This is a genomic window from Akkermansiaceae bacterium (genome assembly GCA_024233115.1).
Lineage (GTDB): Bacteria > Verrucomicrobiota > Verrucomicrobiia > Verrucomicrobiales > Akkermansiaceae > Oceaniferula.
In genome coordinates this window covers 639,761-663,589 of record JACKQB010000001.1, presented here as the reverse complement: position 1 = coordinate 663,589, position 23,829 = coordinate 639,761, and the positions used below count along the sequence as shown (strand labels likewise).

Sequence of the window (23,829 nt, the reverse complement as noted above, 5' to 3'; positions counted from 1 at the left end):
CTATTGATTCCCCACCATCTCACATGCCAACTGGATCGCATGAATCATCGAACTGGCACTCGCTTTCCCCTTACCTGCTATATCATAGGCCGTCCCATGGTCGGGGCTCGTCCTGGGCTTGGGCAGCCCCAGGGTCACATTGACCCCGGTATCGAAATCCAACAATTTAAGAGGAATCAACCCCTGGTCGTGGTACATGCAGAGCACGGCATCGTATTCACCGTCAGCGGCAGGGCGGAAAATCGTATCGGGCGGATGCGGACCGCTGAATTGCGCTTCGCCGACATTTTCCTGCAGCTCCCTAACAGCAGGCTCGACGATCTTGATATCCTCGTTTCCAAAAGCGCCATTCTCACCGGCATGGGGGTTCAAACCACAGACGGCAATACGTGGCGATGGATTCCCACGCTGTTTACAAAAATCAGCGAGCAGCCTGCCAACACGGACAATTTCCTTTTTCTCTAATAAACGGGGGACATCGGCCAGGGCCACATGGATCGTCACCAGGGCTACGGTCAGGTTTTTACCGGTCAGGCACATCGCGTGGTTTTTACACCCCAACCTGTCGGCAAAAAACTCCGTCTGCCCGGGAAACCGGAAACCCAGCTCGTGCAGCCCTTCTTTGCCCACGGGGGCGGTGACCACGGCGTCAATCTCCCCCTTGTTTAATAACTCGGCCGATCGCTCCAGTGCATCCAAAGCCGCCCGGGCTGTCATACTGCTTGGCTTTCCTGCGACGGCATGGATTTCCTCACCAATCAGCCGGTATTGGTACCCATCAGGAAGCTGCCCTGACGCCAGGGCAGCCGCGACGACTTCAGGCCCGATTCCTGCCTGGTCTCCCCTGGTAATACCTATCGTGCCCTTGTGTTTTCCGCTCATGGTTCTGTCGTAGACTCCTCCCCGCGATCATCCGCCGGGATGCTGATAATATCAACGAGAATAAGAGATGGGTTGCAACATCTTGCCATAAGAGCATAGTAAATCCCGAATGGCACGATCTGAAAACAAGGCGCCCCAAGCACGCAAAGACTATGCCGGCATCCTTCCTACCAAGGGCTGGCCAAGGCGGAATTATCATTTCCTCAGGCACCGCCTGTTACCCCAGGTTTTTCAAAAGCGTGACGGCTCCAGCAGGGAGCCCATCCCCAACCCGCCGGAAGCGGGTAAAATCCGGGTCACCTGGATCGGTCATGCTTCTTTTCTTGTCCAGTTCCCCGACCACTCGGTGATCATTGACCCGAACTGGGCCAATTGGCATGGGGTCGTCAAACGCCAGCGCGCGCCCGGACTCGACCTCAAACTCATGCCACTGGTCGACCTGGTGATGGTCACCCACGCGCACTTCGATCACCTGCATAAAAAGAGCCTGAAGATTCTCGAGTCGCACGAGGGCATCGTCGTGCCCACGGGTAGTGGTCCGCTGGTAAAAAAACTCGGTTTTCACACCGTCCATGAGATGTCAGTCTGGGATACCATCCGCTTTGACAATCTCAGCGTAACCCACACGCCAAGCCACCACTGGGGCGCGCGTTACCTGCACGACACCCACCGCGATTACGGCGGCTACATGATCCATTCCGGTGTCTGCAAGGTCTTCCATTGTGGCGACAGTGCCTACTTCGACGGCTTCCGGGAAATCGGCAAACACCACACACCCGACGTCGCGCTGATGCCGATAGGTGCATACGATGCCCCCAGCGGCAGGGACGTGCACATGAACCCGGAGGAAGCGGTGCAAGCATTTATCGAAATGGAGGCCGGCATCCTGATCCCGATGCATTACGGCACGTTTCCGCTAGGAAATGAGCCTGACCACGAACCGGTGGAACGCCTCGTGGCCGAAGCCAACCGTCTCGGCATCGCCGACCGCGTTCTGGTGCTCGAGGAAGGCGTGGGCGTGGAAGTCGAGTGCCTTGCCGAGACCAAATCCTAACCATCCCCCCACCAACCTGCCATCTAACAATCACGCATAAGACCATGCTCAGACAACTCATTTTCACCCTCATCCTCAGTGGGGCAGCCCTCGTCCCGGCAGACCGGCTGACAGCTGCGCCAGAGATAACCCAGATCCCCGATCTTGAGATTCTGTTTATGGATGCCAACATGTGGAACCAGTCCGTCAGTGAGGTCATCAATAAACGTGGCCCACTTGGATTCCGCTGGCTCTCCAAGGAAAAAGTGGACGCCCGCAGTAATCAGAAAAACCTCCGACTCTGGAACCAACCCGTCGGCGAAACCATCCTCCGCAGTCGCGACGGCACACTCCAGTCGTTTGAAATCTCCATCTACAACCGCGGCGACATGGGTAACATCACCAGGGAGCAGTTCGAGCAACTCAGCACGCGATGGTTGGAGTTAGTCCGACAAAAAACCTCCCTGGAGGGGGAAAAAATGAACCGCACTCAGAAAGGCAGCGTGGTATCAGCCGACCGCTGGCTTTGGGAGTGCCCGGGTGCCTACATCACGCTCACCTCCAGCAGTTCCGGCTCGGGAACGAGTAAACAACCGGAGTTCCTCAAGCTGAGTCTGGTATCACCGAAATTTGGCAAAGAGATGTTTGCAGGCCGTGGCGGCATCACCAAGACCATGTCGCGTCGCAGCGAGCTAAAAGTCAATATCGAGAAAAAGCCAAACGGAGACGTTCTCATCAAGGGGGTGCCGATGGTGGACCAGGGGCGCAAAGGCTACTGTGCGGTCGCCAGTGCCGAGCGGGTTTTCCGTTACTACGGTCTCCAGATCGACCAGCACGCCATGGCCCAGATCGCCGAAAGCAGCGCCCAGGGAGGCACCAACCCCGATAAAATGATCGAGTCGCTCAAACGTGTCGCCGGTCGCACCAAAACCCGGCTGCACGTGCTCTATGAAATCGACCAGCGCGAGATCAAGTCGGACATCAAGGCCTACAACCGAGCGATCAAAAAAAACAAAGAGGGCAACCCCTTCCCGGACGACGGCTATGTGGCCTACCAGCAATTTCTCAGCGCCTGCCACGCCCCCACCCTCACGGAGGTGCGCGCGAAGGGGTCCACTTACGACCGCTTTAAAAAATCCATCAAAGACACCATCGACACCGGCGTGCCACTTCTCTGGGCGCTTCAGGTGGGCGTTATCAAGGAGCGCGGCATCCCGCAGACGGGCGGCGGACACATGCGCCTGATCCTCGGCTACAACGACAAGACCGACGAGATCATCTACACCGACTCCTGGGGGCCGGGCCACGAGTTCAAACGCATGAAGACTCCGGATGCCTTCACCCCCTCCATGCACCTCATCACCATCAAACCCTCGCAGTGAAGAAATGAATGATTGGACGAATGAAGAAATGAATCCACAGAATACGCATTCATCCATTCATCCATTCATCCATTCATCCAATCATCCATTTATCCAATCACTCATTCCCATCAGCCTCGCCACTGGGCGAGCTGTTCGGGGAAGGGGCACTTTTCGCAGTCGCTGACATCGCGGAGGCAGAAGTCCTGGTAAATCTGCAGCAGCGCCTGGTGTTGCCATGCCTTGCGGAGATATTTTTTACGTTTGCCGGTATTGCCAAACAGGCGGAGCGCAGCCTTGTCGACCTTTTCGCTCAGTGCGGGCGCGGGGGCTTTTTGGTAATACTCCCAGGCGGCACGATCACCATCGGCCAACCTGCCAGGGATCAGATGGTTGATTTGAAAATCCTTGATCCGGTCTTTCCCTAACAAAGCCAGACTACGTGCGCAGGGTTTTGATTTGAGGGTGTAGTGCCGGCTCCAATACGGGTGTTCCAGGTTTTCAAAAAACGATGTCACTCCGTCCACCGTCTTGCAGGCTTTGGCGAACTCCTGCCAACGGCTTCCCACCCGGGCCAGGCAGGCGAGCCTTCGCTGGGGATGGTTCACGGGTCGGATACCGGATAGTTTCCATGGGATACGGCGTTCCGGCACAGGTTCGTAACCATCCCTGACACGCCACCAGGTCTCCCAAAGTCCACGCAGGTAATCACGGCTATCGACATGCGACTGATCGTGTGTTTCCACCGACAGGAAACCGGCCGCGCCGAAAATAATCGACTCCATTTCATCCCGTGACTTCACCAGTTCCAAGATGGGCAGACGCTGGGCCAGCAGGGTCATCGCCAGCTTGTTAGGTCGGTATCCCAGGGTTTCCGCAAACGCCTGCCAGAGCCATTCGTCCTCACCCAACATATCCACCGTCCTGCTCCTGCGCAGCGCCTTGACCCTGGCCCGGTGCCTTGCCGCCTCGCGCAGGAGCGCATCCACATTCCCGTCATGCATTTCCGCCAGTGGCGCAAAACATCTCCCCGGATGAGCCGACGCGGTTTCGAGCAAGGGCAAATTCAGCGCCTCCCGCACGGTTTCCAAAGGAACCACCACCCGAGGAACCTCACGGTGCTCCTGGGTGCGGGTGAAATAGGCACGGTCGCCGGCGGTAAACACCACATGCAGCACCACGTTGTTAAAGGCCTCATTGGTCGAGTGCCCGTGCGCCTCCCAGTCTGAGGCCGCGTGATCGAGTTCCAGCGGACCGCACTGCAGTTCGCCGTCGATCTCGACCGAGGTGTGAAGAAAATCCGGCCCCGCCGCATGATTCCAGTGCCCCAATTGTACGATGCGCACTTGCCTGCCGTCCACAGTAGTAAATTCCCGTCCCATTTGCCCGGCAAACCACAACGCCTGAAGTTGGATCTCGTTGGGTAACACCAGTGCAGTATCCTCATTAACCGAGCCGGAATTCGCCCGCACCTCCTCCAATAAATCCAGATAAGCACACATGGGGGATGAGTTTAAGCGCCGAGCAGCAGGTGGCAAGTCGCAAGCGTGCTATTTCTCACCGCTCAGCAAGCATGCTAGGATTTTTCGCATTGCAGTGAGGCGATATTTAAGTAATCCTAATGATCGTCCACACCCCACCCTCCCCAAGGGTCACCGCCGAGTATGAGTTCACGAAGAAGCCCCCTTACCCGTAGCCCACGGAAACCGCGCGCACGCAACAGCAGGCGGAAAGGACGCCCGAGCCTACGACAGGCGTTCCACGATGCCAATGTCAGGGCCAAACAGCGCGCCAACCGTCGCCTGGGCCGCAGGGACGGACTGACATCGATGCGGGCCGCCATTGCGGAAACAGCCGACGACGGCATCATTCACCTGAACCTGGGCCAAAGGATAATCCGCTGGCTCATGGCGCTGTTGCTCCTCCCCTTCTGCATCATCACCACCCGGGCCCTGTTTAACGTCAGTGATGCCTCGGGAGTCGGGGCCAGGTTCTGGATGGACCTGATTGCCACCAGGCACTTCCTCTACTTCGCTATCGGCTGCATCCTGATGATGGGCTGGTTTTTCACTGGTTTGATGGAGCGGCTGTTCCTGTATTTCTATGTACTCGGCCACGAGTTGACCCACGCGGTTTTTGTCTACGCCTGCGGAGGAAGGGTGGGCGGCATCCACGTCACAGCTGACGGCGGTTATGTGATGACCAATAAAAGCAATGTGCTGATCTCGCTCTCCCCCTACTTTGTGCCCTTCTGGTCGGTCATCATCCTTGGGTTATCCACCCTGCTTGGCGTCTTTTTCCCCATCCCCTACCACAATGAAATCCTTTACTTCCTGATCGGCTTCAGCTGGTCATTCCACCTCCTCTGGACCCTGTGGATGATCCCCCGTGATCAGCCTGACCTCAAGGAAAACGGCGTCTTTTTTTCACTGGTCGTCATTTACCTGGCCAACGTCGTCGTGCTCTCCATCCTGCTCTGTCTCGCCCCCGGAAACCTCACCTGGCATCACTGGGTCAATGAATTCATGGACGCAGGCACCTATTTGAAAAATTTTCTCGGAAAACTTAATAGTTTGGCAAATTAAAACACTCGTATGATAAAAGTGTTAAAATTTCGTGAATTTCAGCTTGCCTTTCTTAAAAAAACCCACATAGTCGAGTCATCGCTTAGCAATAAGCGGTATTTGGGGGGGAACAGCTCCGTCAGCATAGTCCTAGGACGAAGTTGACGGGGCTGTCATTTTGATAGGCATATCCTGCTTCCAACCCCTTCAAAAGGACGCCTGCCAGGAGGATTTTAAGACGGCCCCCCTCGCCCTGTTTCTCGTGTGGTGCCTAATTGTAGTCGTCCTCGTCACTGGGAACAGGCGGGATCAGATCGTCACGCATCAACAGTCGCTCGATGGAAAGGTCGTCCAACAAGTCTTCCGGCGTCTGTTGAATCACCCCCGCGTAGGGTGTAATCCGGTCGACTTCGGCAATGGTCGCGTGAACCATCGAGGAAACGATGTCGGCATCAAACTTGTCACGTTCAAAGAGGTTGGTGATGCGGAACATGAGCTGCTCCCGGTCCAGGTCATACTCCAAGCTTCCCAAGGTGATTTGTTTGTTGGCGCGAGCAAGCAATTCCAGGATCAATGGCTCCTGCTCCGCTTCAACGGCCATGGGCGTCTCGCCTACCACGGACAGGGCATTCAGCTGCGGGAATGCCTGCGCATGAAGGTGGACCTGGGTGTGATAGGCCTCAAAGGCGGTGCGGATCACGTCTTTCCCCTCAAGGTGCTCATACTGCCAGCCTTGCTGGCCAAAGGCGTCCATGACGGACTGGATCTGGATGGATGTCGGGCGCATGCGGGGAAGTTCTAAATACTAAACTCCAAATTCCAAATACTAAAGTTTGCCATCTTGCATTGCGACGTTGGCGCGGGTTTTTTCTTTTGGAGTGCGGGGATCTTAATCACCGCTTTAAATGCTCCCTGGCGCGTGGCCAGCTCTCGACCGTCATAATCGATCTTAACGCTCCATTCACATTCAGCTTAGGGGTTAGGTCACGGTGGGCTGGGTATTTCATCGTGCCTGGGTTCAGGCAACTTCAATGGAATATGAAAAGCGGTGATTAAGATCCCCGCACTCCGAAAGACTACAGCAGATTACTCCTCCTCATCCCGTTTGTCCAACACGCCTAACACGGCTTCCTCCAGCAAATAACGGCGTGCCTCGGGAATCGGCTTGAGCGAAGCTATGACCCCGCTCTTTTTTTCCTCGGTGAAGTGCAACACGAGATGTTTGGCGCCCGGGGTAAACTCCGCATCAGCGACTTGTGTCCAGTAGATCACTTGCAGGTTTTTCCTGGCTTTGAAAAAGGGAAAGATCTCAATACCCAGCGGGCTGACGATAATGTAGGCGTGGCGGGTGCAGCGCAAGCCGAGCCTGGTCATGCCGTAGCACAGCAGCAAACCCGGCAGACAAAGCCACCACCAACCGTCCAGCAAAGGCCCATCCATCCCCCAGTCCTGGGTCGCGAGGATAAATACCGCCATGCTCGCGGTAAAGACGACCACAGCCAGGGTCAAAAACAAAGGTGCCTGGCGCGCCCGGGTAAAGCGTAGCTCCTTCTCCGGCTCGGCAATCGTTTTCGGTCCGCGTGGCATCACCACCTCACGCAGCTTGTCCCCTAATTTCTCGTTTTCCTCCATCTGGTTTCCTGTTTGTGTCCCTATATGAGGATTTGTTCAATCCCCAATCCTGTGATAGATCTAGGCCATGGAACCACACGGAAGCCATGACCTGCTCCAGGGTGGGGTCGATCGTGACCGTCTTGCAAAGAGCCACCGTCAGCTCCAGCAGACGGCCCGCACCAGTCTGGGCTACCCGTGCAACCAGGCATTCGACTACTCGGAGCTCATGCCCTTCCTCGAGATGCCGCTCAACAACGTCGGTGATCCCTTCCAGACATCGAGTTACCAGCTCAACACGCTCGAGTATGAACGCGAGGTGATCGATACCTTCGCCGATCTCACCCACCTTCCCCGCGGGCAGCACTGGGGCTACGTGACCAACGGCGGCACCGAGGGGAACATGTATGGCCTCTACCTCGCCCGTGAACTCTTTCCGCAGGGTATGGTCTATTTTTCCGAACACAGCCACTACTCGGTGGCCAAGATCCTGCGCCTCCAGCACACGCCGAGCATCATGATCAAATCCCAGGAAAACGGCGAGATGGACTACGACGACCTGAGCGCATCCATCCGGATCAACCGTCACCTGCCGCCGATCATCTTTGCCAACATCGGCACCACCATGACTGGTGCCATTGACGACCTCGATCAAATCCACCGCATCCTCGGCGACCTCGCCATCCGCGAGCACTACATCCACGCCGATGCCGCCCTGCACGGCCTGGCGCTGGCATTCATCGACAACCCGCCGCCGTGGGACTTCGCCAGCGGTATCGACTCCCTCTCGATCAGCGGCCACAAATGGCTCGGCACCCCGATCCCCTGCGGCATCGCCCTGGCACGCTCCAGCCACGTCAAACGGATCTCCCGCGCCGTGGAATATGTGGGTGTAAACGACACCACCATCAGCGGCTCCCGCTCCGCCTTCGCCCCGCTCATGCTCTGGTACGGACTCAGTAAAAACGGCGACACCGGCCTGCGCAAGATGATCCGGAAAAGCATCGAACTCGGCGAGTACGCCGTGGAGCTTTTCCAAAAGAACAACATCCCCGCGTGGCGTAACGCCAACTCACCCATCGTCGTTTTCCCGAAACCCGCCGCAGAATTCTCCAGGCACTGGTCGCTCGCTACCGACCATCACATCGCGCACATCGTCTGCCTCCCCCACATGACCAAGTCTATCATCGACCGCTTTGTCCACGACTACCTTTCCCAATCGCCATGAAACAACTCACCATTCCAACCAACAACAAACCCGGCGAGATCGCCACCGTCACGGGTATCCTGGCCGCCCACAAGATCAATCTGCTCAATATCGATGCCATGGAAGACGGCGAGCACGGGTTTATCATGCTGTGTGTGGAAGAATACGATGAAGCGCTCGACTGCCTCCGTGCCGCCGGCTACCAGCCTGTGACCGAGGACGCCATCGTCATCCGCGTGCCGGATGAAGCCGGTTCCCTCGCCAAGGTTGCCCAGCGTTTCGCCCAGGCAAACATCAATCTCCGCAGCCTTCACATCATCCGGCGCAGTGGCAACATCAATCACGTCAGCCTCGTCAGTGACAACAACGAGGAAGCCGCCAAACTCGTCCATGACCTGCTCGTGCGCTGAGAAACCACACACGCATTCATCCATTCATCCATTCATCCATCCTGTCCTTCATAGCCTCGGCGTAGTAGGTTCCTCCGATTATCCATTCAATAATGCCCTTCACCCTTCACAGTGAATACTCGCCCTCCGGCGACCAGGCACCAGCGATTGAGAAGCTGGTCAAATCGATCGAGGCAGGCAACGGCCACCAGACACTGCTGGGCGTCACCGGATCGGGGAAAACATTCACCATGGCCAACATCATCGAACGCGTGGGTAGGCCGACGCTGGTGATGAGCCACAACAAAACACTCGCAGCCCAGCTCTACTCGGAGCTGAAGAATTTTTTCCCCGACAATGCGGTCGAGTACTTTGTTTCCTACTTCGATTACTATCAACCCGAAGCCTATATCCCGCGCTCGGATACCTACATCGAGAAGGACAGCGCGGTCAATGAAGAGATCGAACGACTGCGCCTCAGCACCATGGGCTCACTCATCACGCGTGAGGACGTGATCGTGGTGGCCTCCGTCTCCTGTATCTACGGCCTGGGCTCTCCCGAGGACTATCAGAATATGATGCTGCCGGTCAAAGTCGGTGACGAGCTGGATCGGGAGGATTTCCTGCACGGCCTTGTCAGCCTGATGTTCGAGCGCAACGACATCGCCTTTTCCCGTGGCCAGTTCCGCGTCCGGGGTGACGTGGTGGAAGTCCATCCCGCTTACCTTGAAAACACGGCGATCCGGGTGGAGTTCTTTGGGGATGAAATCGAGCGCATCTCCGAAATCGATGCTATGACCGGCACTCGGATCGACACGCTCGACAGCCATACCTTTTTCCCGGCCAAGCAGTTCGTTACCGATAAAAACAAACTCAACACAGCAATCCGGGCGATCAAAAAGGAATGCGCGGAACGCGTCGACTGGTTTGAAAAAAACAACAAGCTGATCGAGGCCCAACGGATCAGGATGCGCACCGATTTTGATATCGAGATGATGCAGGAAATGGGATTCTGCCAGGGAATTGAGAACTACTCGCGCCATCTGACGGGGCGCGAGCCTGGCGCCCGGCCCTACACGCTGCTCGATTTCTTCCCCGACGACTACCTGCTGCTCATGGACGAGAGCCACGTCAGTGTGCCGCAGGTCGGAGGCATGTACGAAGGCGATAAAAGCCGGAAATCCACACTGGTGGAACACGGCTTCCGACTCCCCAGTGCGCTCGACAACCGTCCGCTCAAATTCGATGAGTTCATGCAGATGACCCATCAACGGGTCTATGTCTCCGCGACTCCCGGGCCGTTTGAGTTCATCAACTCACGACCCGACAATAAAAAGTTCATCCCCTGGAAACGTGGCGAGATTTCCGCCGCGCAGGCACTCAAACAAATCCGCAAAAACATCACCACCAGCGGCGCAGATGAGGATATCGACGACTTCGATGTGCGTTCAGCCGGAAGCAATTTGATCGTCGAGCAGATCATTCGCCCCACAGGCCTGTTAGATCCTGTCATCACCCTGAAACCCCTCAAGGGGCAGATTGATGAAACCATCGACATGTGCCGGGATCGCGTCGAGCGCGGTGAACGTGTCCTGGTCACCACCCTGACCAAAAAAACCGCCGAGGACCTCGCCGAATACCTTCAGGAAACCGGACTCAAAGTCCGCTACATCCACGCCGATGTCGGTGCCATTGAACGGGTCGAAATCCTCCGCTCTCTACGCGCTGCCGAGGTTGATGTGTTAGTAGGTATCAACCTGCTCAGGGAAGGACTTGACCTGCCGGAGGTCTCACTCGTTTGCATCCTTGATGCCGACAAAGAAGGCTTCCTCCGCAACGAAACCTCCCTCATCCAGACCGCGGGCCGCGCCGCCCGTCACCTGCAAGGTGAGTGTGTCCTTTTCTGTGATGTGGTCACCGACTCGATCCAAGCCCTGCTCGACATCACCGGGCACCGCCGCAGCAAGCAGATCGAGTACAACGAACAATACGGCATCACCCCACGCAGTGTCATCCGCCCCGTGCAGGAGAGCCTCAGCCAAGCAACGCATTACGCCGGGGAAGCCGACGAGATTAACCGCGCCGTATTAAATGAGGATGCCACCACCTACGATACCACCCAGGTTCTCGCGGAGCTTGAAGAGGAAATGCGGGAGGCCGCTGCCAAGTTGGAGTTCGAACGCGCCGCCCACTTACGCGACCAGATCAAACAGCTGCGGAAAGAAAAGTAGGGTAAGTGGGTAACTTGCCGACAACCCCTGCACATCCTGTCGGCAGCTTGCAAAGCTACCCTGCTTTGCCTCGCGGCTACTTCACAAACTTAGCAATTACTTCCCCCAGCTTCGGATGCAGCGCAACTTCAAGATTGGTGTAATCGGCGTTCTGGCTTTTCTTTTCGAGATTGGCTGGTTTTAAGACATGGTTCATGGCTTCGATGATTTTTAACTTCGAACCAGGGGCGCTGGCATGGAGTGTTTTAGCCGCCAGAACCGGAATCTGAATATCGGTTGTTCCGTGTACAATGAAAACCGGTACTTTTTTTCTGACTCAATTCGGCAATTTGCTCCGCCGGATCATACTTGAATCATGAGATATCCTGTTTTTCCATAGCTTGCGTGAAAGGATGCTACACGCTAGAAGGGTATTAGGATAGCTGGACCAAGTTGTCCCAAATCCCGAATACCAACTGGCACTATGAATGAGATCAACGATAAGGAAGCCGTCGAAAAGCTACACGCCGCCTACGAGCGGATGAAGGAAGAACTTTCCCAGGTCATCGTGGGACAAACCGATGTGATTGAGCAGGTGCTGATGGCTGTTTCCTGTCGGGGCCACGCCCTTCTCGTCGGCGTGCCCGGTCTCGCAAAAACCCTTCTTGTTTCGACACTCAGTGAGGCACTGCACCTGAGCTTCAAACGGATCCAGTTCACCCCCGACCTGATGCCGTCCGATATCACCGGAACCGATGTGCTGGAAGTGGACCAGGCGACAGGTCGGCGCGACTTCCGTTTCGTGCACGGCCCCATTTTTGCCAACATGGTGCTGGCCGATGAAATCAACCGGACGCCACCCAAGACCCAGGCATCTTTGTTAGAAGCGATGCAGGAGCACCACGTCACGGTGGGCGAAAAGACATTCCCGCTACCTGAGCCGTTTTTTGTGCTGGCGACGCAAAACCCGATCGAGCAAGAGGGCACCTACCCGCTGCCCGAGGCACAGCTCGACCGGTTTCTTTTTAATATCGTCGTTGATTATCCATCCGAGGAGGAGGAGAGGGAAATCATCCGTCGCGTCACCAGTCCGAACGATGCCAGGGTCGAGCCGCTGATGACTGCGGAGGAAATTGTCGCCCTGCAAGGTATCGTCAGGCGGGTGCCGGTGGGTGACCATGTGATTGATTTTGCCGCCAAACTCGCCCGGGCAACCCGACCCAAGAGTCCGGACGCACCGGATTTTGTCAAGGAAATGGTCGGCTGGGGCGCGGGTCCACGCGCTGGCATCAGCCTGATCTCCGCAGCCAAGGCCTATGCTGTGCTCCGAGGTCGATTCCACGCCACCACCGGAGACGTTGCCGCCGTAGCCGCGCCTGTGCTACGCCACAGGATCCTAACAACATTCAACGCGGAAGCCTCCGGAGTCACCAGTGACGAGATTGTCAGGATGCTGCTCAAGGAGCTGGCACCGAAGGCGGATCTCGAGCTGTAAGAAGGCTGTTGTTTGTCGCCACGATGTCCGATTCCTTCCAATTGCCCGAAAGTATGTCTCTTCTCCCCGAGGAGACGATGAACGTGCTTCGCCGTCTAGAATGGCTGGCGCGAAAACGCATGCAAGGCACACTGTCGGGAAAACACACCAGCCCCGACAAAGGGTTTTCGGTCGAGTTCGCTGAGCACCGCGAGTATTGCCCGGGTGATGATCCGCGCAACCTCGACTGGCGGGTGATGGCGAAAAATGACCGCAACGTCATCAAACAATACATCGAGGAAACCAACCTCCGGGTGACCATCGCGGTGGATGTCTCGGGTTCGATGAATTACCGGGGCGACCAGGCCGCCGAAATCGCTGGCGTGGCACGATCGAAGTTCGAATACGCACGCTATTTAACGGCGGCTCTTTCCTATCTTTATGTGAAGCAGGGCGACGGTGTGGGTCTGGTTACTTTTGACAGCAAGATCAGAACCCAGATCCGCGCGGCGAGCCGGCCCAGTCAGGTCAGGAGAATACTCGATGAACTCTGGGACACCCAGACCGGTGATGAAACCGAGGTCGCGGGTGTTCTGCATGAAGTCGCCGAGCGTATTCCCAAACGCGGTCTTGTGATCATCATCAGCGATTTTTTTGACGATCCGAAAGCCATGGTCGAGGCACTGCACCACTTTGATTTTCGACAGCACGAGCTGGTTCTCTTCCATGTCCTTGCAGAAGAGGAACTGACCTTCCCCTTTAAAGACTTTCAGAGATTCAAGGATCTCGAAGGGGTCGAGCCGATGTTAAGGATCGACCCGCAGGCGGTGCGTGCCGCTTACCTCGAACGGCTCCAGGAGTTTGTCAAATCCATGGAAGCCGCGTGCGGAAACCTGCGGGCCGATTATGTCCCTATTACCACCAAGGTGCCACTGCGTGATACCTTGTTACGTTATTTCGGAAGGAGAATGCATGCGCGCAGATAGCGCAATGACGATACCATGTTATTTCTCAATTCCATTTTATTGTTAGGACTGGTCGGGGTGTCGATCCCGATCATCCTGCACCTGATACGTCGTCAGGCAGCGAAGCCGATGGAGTGGGGCGCCATGCGGTTTTTGTTTGATACCGTGGCCATGCGCCGTCGTAGAATCGAGTGGGAGGACCTTCTGCTGATGGCGACACGCTGTCTGTTAATCACGCTGATTGCGTTAGCGATCGCCCGACCATTTGTTCCGCCCAACTCGTCCGTGCCATGGGTGGTCGTGCTTCCGCTCGTCCTGTTAGGCGTCGCGGCACTTGCTGGCTCGGTGGTTTTATCCCGACTGAAAACACGCATCATCGTGCGTGCCGCAGGCGTCATTTGTCTGCTCCTTGCAGTGGGTGCCGTGGTGATGGAACGCCAGCTGAACTTGAAGCGTTTCCGCCTCGAAGGGGGCCGCGATGTCGCGCTGATCATCGATGCCTCTACCTCGATGACGATGATCCATGGGGAAAATGGCGGCAGCCAAACGGCATTCGAACTCGCTGTGGAGGAAGCCCGCCAAATCGTCAAAGAAGCACCGCGCGGCACGGCATTCTCCGTTATCCTCGGCGGCCCCGCCCCCGAACTAAAAACGGCTTCCCCCCTCACCCATCGGGAGGATGTCATTGAGGTGCTCGACCAACTACGTCCCGTAGGCGGCCCGTTTCGCGCACAAGACGCCCTGGGGGTCGCCACGCTCAGCCTTGCGCAGGGCGAAAACGCAGGCAAGGAAATCCTGGTCCTCACCGATGGCCAGAGAATTGGTTGGCGCACCGACAGCCCACCCGCGTGGCGGTCACTTGGCGACGCGCTTGACTCCCTGCCTAAAAGACCCCGACTCATGCTACGCCATTATGCACCGCCAAGCACTTTGCGTAACCTCGCTGTCAGCAGTATTGAACTATCGCGAGACGTCGTCGGAACCGACCGTGAAGTCGCCTTGCTTGTCACCATCGAAAACACCGGCACCGAAGCCGTGACACCAGGTGAGATCGAGCTGACCATTGGTGACAAAACCCTCGAGCCTGGTAAAATCGGTCAGATGGTCCCAGGCCAGCAGGAAACGGTCGAGTTCAGGCACCGTTTTGCCAAGCCCGGTGCCCAGGTCATGGTCGCCCGCATGGATGCCAGGGACGACATCCAGGAGGACGACCGATATGAACGCGCCATCATTGTTAGAAAACGCCTGCCTGTGCTGCTCGTCGACGGCAACCCAACTGGAGGTTTTTTTGAACGCGCAGCAGGTTTCACCGCCCTGGCACTGGCACCGACCAATGCGCTGATCCAGGGAACAAAATCGAAGGATGGCTACCTGATGGAGCCCGAAGTCGTAGCCGCACCCGACATCGCCCGAATCAAGGAGTTCGCCCCCCAAAGTGTCATCGTTCTGGCGGATGTCCCCCGCCTGCCTGCTGCTGTGGCACAACGCATCGAACGCCACGTCGCCAATGGCGGCGGCCTCCTCATACTCACAGGTGAGCGCGCAGACGCCCCTTTTTACAATGCCTGGGAAGGAGCCGATGGCCCGGTTCCCCCGGTTGGACTACTAGGAGTAAAAACCGAGCAGCAAGGTATTTCCCCGGCTCCTGAAACATTTGACCACCCGATGCTCAGTCTGTTTTCCGATGAGAAAAAAAGCGATCTAGGCAACTCGCTGGTCACAATTTTCAGAGAGGTGGACGAAGAAAAGTCCGCCCGTCACGTCGTCGCCCGTTTCGCCAATGGCGAGCCGTTCATCACCGCCAAATCCTACGGACAAGGTCGTGTGGTGCTGGCCACCTGCGGGTTTGACAGCCGTAGTGGCAATCTCCCCGCCAGAAGGTCCTTTGTCCCCTTCATCCACGAGATGGTGACATGGCTCGCAGGTGCAGGCGGACTCGATTTGAACGTCAAAGCCAGCTGGAGTCCAACGCTCTACCTCCCCGGCGGAGGTGGCCTCCAAGGAGAGTATTTCCGCGGCTCAAAACCGGGCAAAAGAGCCGTGATCACCCGCATGGATGCTGCCATTGATTTCGACTGGAAAGAGGGTGCCCCTGATAGAAAGTTACCCTCCGATCATTTTGTTGTTCAGTGGACCGGACGATTACTCCCCCCCGTTTCCGGCAAATACGAGTTTACAGCCAAAGTCGACGACCGCATGGAGGTTGAAATCAATGGCACCCGGATCATCAAAGCCAATGAACATTCCAACACGACAGGAAACATCGATCTTGAAGAAGGCAGAGCCGTCAACATCAAGGTGACCTATTGGGAAGATGGAGGTTTGGCTTTTGCCACTCTTTCATGGACACCGCCTGGTGGAAAACCGTCCATCGTCCCGTCTTCCGTCTTGTTCCCACCTGTCGAGGAATCAAGCGGTGCCGAGCTTGTTCTCGAGGAAACTGAGGTCATCGACCCCCATGGCGCCACCCGTAATGCCCACCTTGCAGCGGGCCGACGCGGCAGGATGCTCAAAATAGACGGTGCCGCCATCCCGGGAATCTATCAGCTCAAGATTCCCCAAGCGGCCGCAGAATCAATGGGAGGTGAAGCCGGAAGCATGATCCCCATGGTGGTCAGTCGGGACATTGCCGAAAGCAGGCTCGAGCCGCTTACCGAAGATGACCGGGCGCTGATCGGGAAGCACCTGGATGTCGTTAATGTTAGAAACCGCGGGGACGTACTCGCCGTTTTAAGCGGCAAAGGGTTCGGTGAAGAACTCTGGAGGCTACTCGCAATGGCTGCCTTTTTCCTCCTCATCCTGGAAATCGCACTCGCCCGCTGGATTTCAAAATCCCGCCGCGCCGGTGAGGACGTCAGCATCGACTTTGCACATCGCGGCGACCCTAACAAGGTATTCATGGATCAACTCAACCGGATTAAGGAGACCGGGAAATGACCGGGACCTTGCTCCATAGCGCCATCCGATTACTGGCCGGTTTTCTCACCCTGTGGGGGCTGTTCTGGCTCCTCGGACGGGGATTACAATACGGCACCAGTTGGTCGATCATGTCGGTGGCGGCCACTGGCGCCCTCGCCGCAGAACTCATTTTCTGGCTCTATCGTTACGAACGCAGTGCCGTAGCCCCCCGCAAAGGGCGCTGGTTACTGACCCTTCGGCTCATCGCTCTACTCGGACTTCTCTGGATGCTTTTACAACCGGTCTGGAGCAGGAAGGTCGAACGGGAAATCCTGCGCGAAGTCGTTGTTCTGATCGATGACTCGGCATCCATGCATTTGAAAGACGACGGGCAAGGAGAGACCCGCCAGGAAATCGGCCAGCGCGCCCTAGATGAGAGTGGTTTACTCAAAGTGCTCGATGGTAAAGTCAACGTCCGCACACTCCGTGCCGCCCGCAAGGTCCTTTCTACGAAACAGACACCCAACGACGGATGGAATCAATCCACCGATCTAGCAGGTGCACTGTCAACCGTGCTCGAACAAATCCCTGCTGATAATCTAGGTGGGGTTGTCTTACTCAGTGATGGTCGTCACAACCGCCCCGGCAGGGTCGAGGATGTCGCGCGGCGCTTTGGCATCCTGGATGCCCCGATCGCGGCCGTTGCCCTCGGTAGCGATGCCCCGCCCCGGGATGCGGCGATTCTTTCCGTGTTATCACCAGATGCTGTCTATCTCGGCGACCGCATCCGGGTGTCCGCCCGACTAAAGTTCGACGGCTATCGCGGCAAACAGGCCAAGGTAAAATTACTCCAAGGCGACACCGTTCTTGAGGAGCGCACCATCTCCATCGCCCAGGACAGGCATCGCGAGGAAATCAAGTTCCGCCACACTCCCGATAAAGGTGGCGTCACTGGCTACCGCCTCGAAATGAGTGCCATGGACGGCGAACGCTTTAAAAACAATAACAGCTGGTCGTTCGAAACCGCCGTTACCGATGCCCGCACCAACGTCCTCATCATCGACTCACACGCCCGATGGGAATTCCGCTATTTGCGCAACCTCTTTTACGGTCGGGACAAGTCCATCCACCTTCAATACGTCCTGCTGAACCCCGATCGCATTGAAGGCCAGAAAGATGAACCCGTCGTAGCCTCCGCCGCCCGGCCATTTGGCGATGCCAGAGCCACCCAACTACCCGGCTCGGAAGAGGAATGGAGAAAATTTGATGTCATCATCCTCGGTGACATCGCTCCAGATGCGCTGACGGATTACCATTGGAAAATCCTTCAGAGCTGCGTGCAGGATCGGGGTGCCCTGCTGGTCGCGGTCGCCGGCCCTCGCTGGATGCCGCATGCACATCGCGATCCAGTGTTAGAAAAACTCCTCCCCGTCGAATACAACCTCACAGCACGCACCTACTTCGGCTCCGGTGAAAAAGCTTTTAAAATGACTCTCACGTCTGAAGGTCGAAACCACCCGGTTACGGCTCAATCGGATAGTGGGATTGAAAATGCGCGTCTTTGGTCGGATTTCCCGGTCATGCGCTGGCGCCACCCGATCACCGGGGTCAAAAAAGGAGCCGAGGTCCTGCTGATGGCAAAACCAGAATCTGAAAAATCAGCCACAGCACCCCGCTCTGCCGAAGACCTGGACAGCGCACTTGACAAGCTGACAAAACAAAAACAAGAAGAGCAAAAGAACGCGCTTCTTGTCGCCCAACAGGTCGGCAATGGCAAAGTGGCCATGCTGCTCACCGACAGGACCTGGCGGCTTCGTGAAGGAGTCGGTGACGTTCACCACCACCGCTTCTGGGGACAGCTGGTGCGCTGGGGAGCAGGTCCCAACCTACGCTCAGGTGTCGCAGGTGTCCGACTCGGCACCGACCAACTCACTTACTCGGCGGATGACCGCGTGGAGATAACCGCCAGGTTAAGGGACAAGGATCTACTCCCGGTCAAAGACCCCAGTCTGCACGCCCTGGTCCACCTCAACGGCAAACAAATCGCCTCCTTCCCGATGCCATACATCGATGGCTCCAATGGCCTGCACCGGGCACTCGCCGGCCCCTTTGCGCAACAAGGAAACTACGAGATCACCCTCCAGGGTTCCGAGGTAGGCACGCTCCTGGGAGGCTCGGATGCATCGGTAACAACAGGCATCAGGGTGCTCGGTGCCAAGAGCCCGGTCGAATTGTCCGAGACCACTCTCAACCGCCCGTTACTCGAAACCATTGCCGAGCTTTCCGGTGGTCGCGTGATTGAGCCTGGTCAATCCTCTTCCCTAGCCTCCCTGTTTTTAACTGGCGATGAAACCCGGGAAGAGTTACGAGAGACTACTCTCTGGGATCATTGGTTACTGCTCATCATCCTCCTTGCCGTTCTCACCGCCGAGTGGATGGTAAGAAGAGGTGCCGGATTGCCGTAGTTACTTATCACCCCAACCTCATTTGCAAATGAAAGACAAACTACCCAGCCAGATCACGGAACGCCTCGAGGCCGTCCTCCGACGGGTGCGACGTCTACAGTTTTTCAGAGGCATGCTCGGAGTCCTCACCCTGACACTTGCCTCTGTGTCAGTGCTCATGGCGGCCGACTACTTATTCGCCCCGCTCTCATCCTCTATCAGATGGGCCTTGTTCTTCGGACTCGTTCTGGTAACCGCTGGTTCGTTCTGGCGTCTCTTCCTCAAACCCCTGAATCGGAAAATCGAGCTTCTCCAGGTGGCACGATGGCTGGAAGTCAAACACCCTGGCATCCAGGAAAGAATCAGCACTTCGCTGGAACTCGTCGGCTCATCAAGACCAGGTGTTTCCGAAAACCTTCTCAAGGAACTCGTCCACGAGGCGGAACTCGACGTCAAGGATCTCAACCCGGTGCTTGAGGTTCGCTCGAAAAAGGTCCTGGCGTGGTTCTGGCCAGCCGCAGGGCTGGTGACTGCCTTTGTTATGCTCTTCTCCATCTGGCCCGAACAAATTGGCCGACTCTTCGTCCGCGCAGTCGCGCCATTTTCCCAAGCCGGTAATGCAGGTGCCATCGCCTTTGATATTGTCCCTGGGAACCTTGAGGTGTTGGAAAACGACAAGATCGAGATCAAGGTCCTCTACCAAGGATCAGAAGACGATGTCCTGACGCTGGAAACCACCCGTGAAAACGGGGATGTCACCCGGGAACGTCTTCATTTTTCAACCAAGGAGGATGGTAAACATGTCGCCGTCTATCAACTTGCCACCGCACGCGAAAGCTTCAGCTATCGAGTCACTGCAGGAAGAAACGAAAGTGATGCTTACAAAGTCACCGTCTGGCCACAACCAAGGTTGGCACGGCTGGATGTCAACTACAACTACCCAGACTACACCGGTTGGGCACCCGTCAGACATCAACTCGACCCCAAGGGCGTCCAGGCCATTGTAGGAACCCGGATTCATTTGAATGGCACGCCTAACACTCCTGTGGATTCAGGGACATTCCTGATCGATGGGAAAGAAATCAGCCCGGTAAAAATCGAAGGCAGCGCCACGGGTGGTCGTATCTCAATCGATTTTCCGATGGATGGCAATCAGTCAGGCGTGGGCACCATCGTGCTTAAACACCGTCTTGGCCACGTCATCGAAGCGGCCCGTTTTCCGGTCAAAGCCCTGCCCGATGAAGCACCGGTCGTCAGCATTCTAACACCCGTGAAACGCGAGTTGCGTGTCAAACCCAGCGACCAGTTCACCATCACCTACCAGGTGCTCGAAGAGGTGGGTCTCCAGACCGCCGAACTCCTTGTGGAAATCAACGGCAATCAAGCCGCCCCCTTGCCGCAGCTGCTCCCTACCAAGGTGAAGCGATCGAAAAAGCCGCTATGGAATGGTGAAATCCCCGTTTACGTCGGCGCCCTGATCGAACAGCACCCCAAGGCCCGGGAAGTCAAACTGAAGCTCCGTATCAAGGATAACCGACCCGACAAGCTGGGCGGCGCCAATATCGGCGAATCTGAAACCATCGTGCTGAAAATTTCCCGCTCGGCCGAGTCCCTGGTTCGACAAGAACTCCGGGCCCAGGAGTCGGATATACGCGAAACCGCCGAGGCGGCAGCCAGAGACATCAGGGAGGCCAAACAAAAGATGGACGCCCATCGCGAAGACATCAAACAGGAAGAGCTGCCCAAACACACCCAAAAGCAACTTGAGGAAGCACGTGATAAACTGGCCAAAGCCGAAAAAGCCTTGGAAGAACTCGCCGAGCGAATGGAAAACACCGTGCATGCCCCCAAAGCGGACAAGGCTGGAAAGGCCGCCGAGAAAGTCAAAGAGGCACGTGAAAAACTGGAGACATCCCCCCTGCAGGACACTCCGGAGGAAAAACAACAACAACTCGATCATGCCCGCAAGGCTGCGGATGAAGCTCTCGAGGAAATCGAGAAAATGCGTCAGGAGATTGAGAAGGACCGCCAGCAGGTCGAGGACGTCGCCAAACTCAACGAGCTGGCCCAAAAGGAAAGGGACCTCGCCCGCCAGGCGGACAAACAGGCCGATGCACAGGACCAACAACAAACTCCTGAAAATAAACAAGAAGCCAGGCAGCAGGAAAGGCAGCAGCAGAAAGCGGCAGACGACTGGAAACAGAAACAACGTGAAGTCCAGGAAGAACTTCGCCGCGAAGTCAACGAACGCCCCGAAGCCAAAGCCGAGGCCGCTAAAAAACAGGCTGAGAAAGCACGTCAACTCGCCGACGAGGCACGCGACCTCAGCGAGAAACAAGAGCAACTCGAAGACCTGACACGCCAAGCCCAGGGACAGAAAAAAAATCAACCCGACAAGCAGGCCGACCCAGGGAAGGACAAGAAAAAGCTGGCGGAAGACATCCGTCAGCAAATTGAAAAGGAACAGGAAGGTATACATCAACAAGCCAAAGAGCAACTCGACGAGGCCCGGCAACAACGCGAGAAGCGCGCCGACCAATTACCCGAGGCCGTCGCCGAAGCTAAAAAAGCCCTCGACGAAATCCGCCAAGACCAACCCGAAAAAGCCGCAGACGCCGCTCGCGAAGCCGCGGAAAAACTTGAAGCACTCGCCAAACCCAAAGCCAAAGAGGCTGCGCAGGAAAAAGCCAACCAAGGAGAAAAACATGATCAAGGAGACAAAGCCGACCCCGAGCTTCAGAATCTAGCAGAACGTCAGGAGAAAGTCGCGCAAGCTCTCGAGGCGCTCGGCGATGGCGATGCCGACAAGGCACTGGAAGCCCTGCAAGAACTTCAAGCCGGAGCCGCAAAGGAACTCGCCGACGACATCGAGGCCATCCCTGAAATCGATGGAAAATCCGGTGAAAGGGCACAAGCCGAACAGGCCGCCCAACAAGCCGATGATCACGCCAGGGAAGCCGCCAAACAGGCCGGGCAAGGAAACCAGGAAGCCGCAGCCGACCGCAATGACAAGGCAGCCGAGGCTCTCGATCAAGCCGCCGAAGCGCTGGATGCCGAAGCCGCCCAGCTCGATGCCCAAGCCGCCCAGCAAGCAGCCCAGGCTGCCCGACAAAAAGCACCGGACAATCAGGCGCCAGCCGACAACAAACAGCTCGCGGATGCTTACCAAAAAGCCGCCGACGCCGCCCAGGCCGATTCTCCCGCCGAGGCCGCCCAGGCATCCCAAGAGGCGGCTGAAGCTCTCAGTCAGCTCGCCGAACAGGCAATGCAAAACATGCAGCGAGGCCAAAAACCCGGCGAGCAAGGGCAAGCCCAAGCCCAGCAGGGTGAACCGGGTGAACCCAAACAACCGACACCCGGCGAGGGAGACAGACCCGACGCCGGTCCTCGTTTACCCACCCCCGACCCCGGTGTCCCACCCGAGCTTGCCAAGCTGGGTGTCTCACTCAAGGACTGGGAAAAACTCAAGGCCATGATGCGCTCGGACGTCGGCGGCAGCGAGGCGGCAGGCATCCCCGAAGACTATCGCAACCTCGTTAAGAAATATTTCCAAGAAGTCGCCCGCGAAGGAAAGGAGGAAAAATAATGATAGGCATCTTTGGAGTGCGGCGAGGTATCGCCGCTTTGGAATCAGGGAAAATGTTATTTCTCGAGAAGAAGTCGCTGTACTCTATCAGGTCGAATAACCAACTCACACGCAAGGGTCATTCAAAAGCGGCGATACCTCGCCGCACTCCAAAGCGATGGATCGCCGTCACCCTTCTTCTTTGTCTAACTAGTTTCAGCTCCGCCCAAGAGTCACCCAAAACCGTATTTTCCAAATACAGAGACAGGGTCGACCCCAGCATTGAAAAGGGACTCAACTACCTTGCCCAGGTTCAGAACAAAGACGGCTCATTCCCCGAACGTTTTGGTGATTCCACGGGTATCCCCGCGCTTGCCGGCATGGCGTTTCTTTCCAAGGGCCACCTGCCCACCGAGGGGCCTTTTGCTGATAACATCAATCTCAGCATTGACTTCATCCTCTCCCACCAGAAATCCAGTGGTGTGTTTGAAGCGGGTAATGCCGGCTCCGGCCCCATGTATGCCCACTGCATCTCAACCCTCTTTTTATCCGAGGTTTCAGGGATGGTGGACCCTGGCCGACAGAAAAAAATCGACGAGGCCCTACCCAAGGCACTCAAACTCATCCTTCAGGCCCAGGAGGTTAAAAAGAATGACCGCGACCAGGGCGGCTGGCGTTATCATGCCGCGTCCAACAGTAGTGACACATCATGCAGCGGCTGGGCGCTGATGGCACTTCGTTCAGCCAAGCTCAATGGTGCTGCCGTGCCCGACAAGGCCATTGCCGACGCCGTCGCCTACCTCTATCGTCACCACAATGAAAAAACCGGCACCTTCGGCTACACCGGAACCGACGACCATAAAACCACCCTGACCGGCATGGGGCTGCTCTGCCTTGAACTCTGTGGCGAGCACGGCAAACCCTCCACTCTGAAAGCCGGTGATTTCATTCTAAAAACCTACCAGTCGCTCGGCAGCCAGCAGTTTGAGATCTATGGCAACTACTACAATGCCCAGGGGATGTTCCAACTCGGGGGCAAATACTGGGAGCAATATGCCACCTGGATGTATGACAACTATCTTCCCAAACAAAAGGACGACGGCTCGTGGTATAGCCGGGAGGCAGGCGATGTTTACGGCACCTCCATGATGGTACTCGCCTTCACCGTCCCCTACCGCCAGCTCCCCATCTACCAACGCGATGAGACAGTGGATGAGGAGTAGGCT

At 56.6% G+C, this 23,829-nt stretch carries 16 protein-coding genes; 12 read left to right on the top strand and 4 right to left on the bottom strand.

The genetic code is table 11. The annotated features are described in order from the left end of the window. Window positions 1–882, bottom strand: a complete 882-nt coding sequence (pdxA, locus tag H7A51_02805; GenBank protein MCP5535146.1) for a 4-hydroxythreonine-4-phosphate dehydrogenase PdxA — start codon at window positions 880–882, stop codon at window positions 1–3. A 109-nt stretch (window positions 883–991) separates the two neighbouring features. On the opposite strand from pdxA, the gene H7A51_02800 reads away from it, so the two are divergent. Then, complete coding sequence (locus H7A51_02800) at window positions 992–1,936, top strand: MBL fold metallo-hydrolase (GenBank protein ID MCP5535145.1); 945 nt, start codon at window positions 992–994, stop codon at window positions 1,934–1,936. A 44-nt stretch (window positions 1,937–1,980) separates the two neighbouring features. Next, on the top strand, window positions 1,981–3,297 hold the full coding sequence (locus H7A51_02795; GenBank protein ID MCP5535144.1) for a C39 family peptidase: 1,317 nt from the start codon (window positions 1,981–1,983) through the stop codon (window positions 3,295–3,297). Window positions 3,298–3,407: 110 nt separating this feature from the next. Here the strand turns inward: H7A51_02795 and H7A51_02790 are convergent, their stop codons facing one another. Beyond that, window positions 3,408–4,778, bottom strand: coding sequence for a DUF2851 family protein (locus H7A51_02790; GenBank protein ID MCP5535143.1), 1,371 nt, complete (start codon window positions 4,776–4,778; stop codon window positions 3,408–3,410). Window positions 4,779–4,940: 162 nt separating this feature from the next. Here H7A51_02790 and H7A51_02785 point away from each other — a divergent pair, with 162 nt between their 5' ends. Next, window positions 4,941–5,861 carry a hypothetical protein gene (locus H7A51_02785; GenBank protein ID MCP5535142.1) on the top strand — a complete coding sequence of 307 codons (921 nt, stop codon included), beginning with the start codon at window positions 4,941–4,943 and terminating at the stop codon, window positions 5,859–5,861. 250 nt (window positions 5,862–6,111) lie between these two features. Here the strand turns inward: H7A51_02785 and H7A51_02780 are convergent, their stop codons facing one another. After that, on the bottom strand, window positions 6,112–6,627 hold the full coding sequence (locus H7A51_02780) for a YbjN domain-containing protein (GenBank protein MCP5535141.1): 516 nt from the start codon (window positions 6,625–6,627) through the stop codon (window positions 6,112–6,114). A gap of 299 nt (window positions 6,628–6,926) precedes the next feature. Further along, on the bottom strand, window positions 6,927–7,472 hold the full coding sequence (locus tag H7A51_02775) for a hypothetical protein (protein ID MCP5535140.1): 546 nt from the start codon (window positions 7,470–7,472) through the stop codon (window positions 6,927–6,929). A 67-nt stretch (window positions 7,473–7,539) separates the two neighbouring features. Between H7A51_02775 and H7A51_02770 the strand changes: the two genes are divergently transcribed. The 9 genes from H7A51_02770 to H7A51_02730 all read left to right on the top strand — a co-directional run bounded on the left by H7A51_02770 (window position 7,540) and on the right by H7A51_02730 (window position 23,826). Beyond that, window positions 7,540–8,679 (top strand): histidine decarboxylase, encoded by a 1,140-nt coding sequence (locus H7A51_02770; GenBank protein MCP5535139.1) that lies wholly within the window; start codon window positions 7,540–7,542, stop codon window positions 8,677–8,679. Next, complete coding sequence (locus H7A51_02765; GenBank protein MCP5535138.1) at window positions 8,676–9,068, top strand: ACT domain-containing protein; 393 nt, start codon at window positions 8,676–8,678, stop codon at window positions 9,066–9,068. Before H7A51_02770 ends, H7A51_02765 begins: the two co-directional genes overlap by 4 nt. 92 nt (window positions 9,069–9,160) lie before the next feature. After that, the gene (locus H7A51_02760; protein MCP5535137.1) at window positions 9,161–11,278 is read left to right on the top strand and encodes an excinuclease ABC subunit UvrB; all 2,118 of its coding nucleotides are present in this window, start codon (window positions 9,161–9,163) and stop codon (window positions 11,276–11,278) included. Between the two features lie 463 nt (window positions 11,279–11,741). Continuing rightward, window positions 11,742–12,752 carry a MoxR family ATPase gene (locus tag H7A51_02755; GenBank protein MCP5535136.1) on the top strand — a complete coding sequence of 337 codons (1,011 nt, stop codon included), beginning with the start codon at window positions 11,742–11,744 and terminating at the stop codon, window positions 12,750–12,752. A gap of 53 nt (window positions 12,753–12,805) precedes the next feature. Continuing rightward, window positions 12,806–13,717 (top strand): DUF58 domain-containing protein, encoded by a 912-nt coding sequence (locus tag H7A51_02750; GenBank protein MCP5535135.1) that lies wholly within the window; start codon window positions 12,806–12,808, stop codon window positions 13,715–13,717. Window positions 13,718–13,732: 15 nt separating this feature from the next. Further along, the gene (locus H7A51_02745; GenBank protein MCP5535134.1) at window positions 13,733–16,633 is read left to right on the top strand and encodes a BatA domain-containing protein; all 2,901 of its coding nucleotides are present in this window, start codon (window positions 13,733–13,735) and stop codon (window positions 16,631–16,633) included. Then, window positions 16,630–19,059: a hypothetical protein gene (locus H7A51_02740; protein MCP5535133.1), complete on the top strand. Its 2,430-nt coding sequence runs from the start codon at window positions 16,630–16,632 to the stop codon at window positions 19,057–19,059. The genes H7A51_02745 and H7A51_02740 overlap by 4 nt, the downstream gene beginning before the upstream one ends. Before the next feature lie 28 nt (window positions 19,060–19,087). Next, window positions 19,088–22,624, top strand: a complete 3,537-nt coding sequence (locus H7A51_02735; GenBank protein MCP5535132.1) for a hypothetical protein — start codon at window positions 19,088–19,090, stop codon at window positions 22,622–22,624. Next, the gene (locus tag H7A51_02730) at window positions 22,624–23,826 is read left to right on the top strand and encodes a terpene cyclase/mutase family protein (protein ID MCP5535131.1); all 1,203 of its coding nucleotides are present in this window, start codon (window positions 22,624–22,626) and stop codon (window positions 23,824–23,826) included. The genes H7A51_02735 and H7A51_02730 overlap by 1 nt, the downstream gene beginning before the upstream one ends. Window positions 23,827–23,829: the final 3 nt, after the last annotated feature.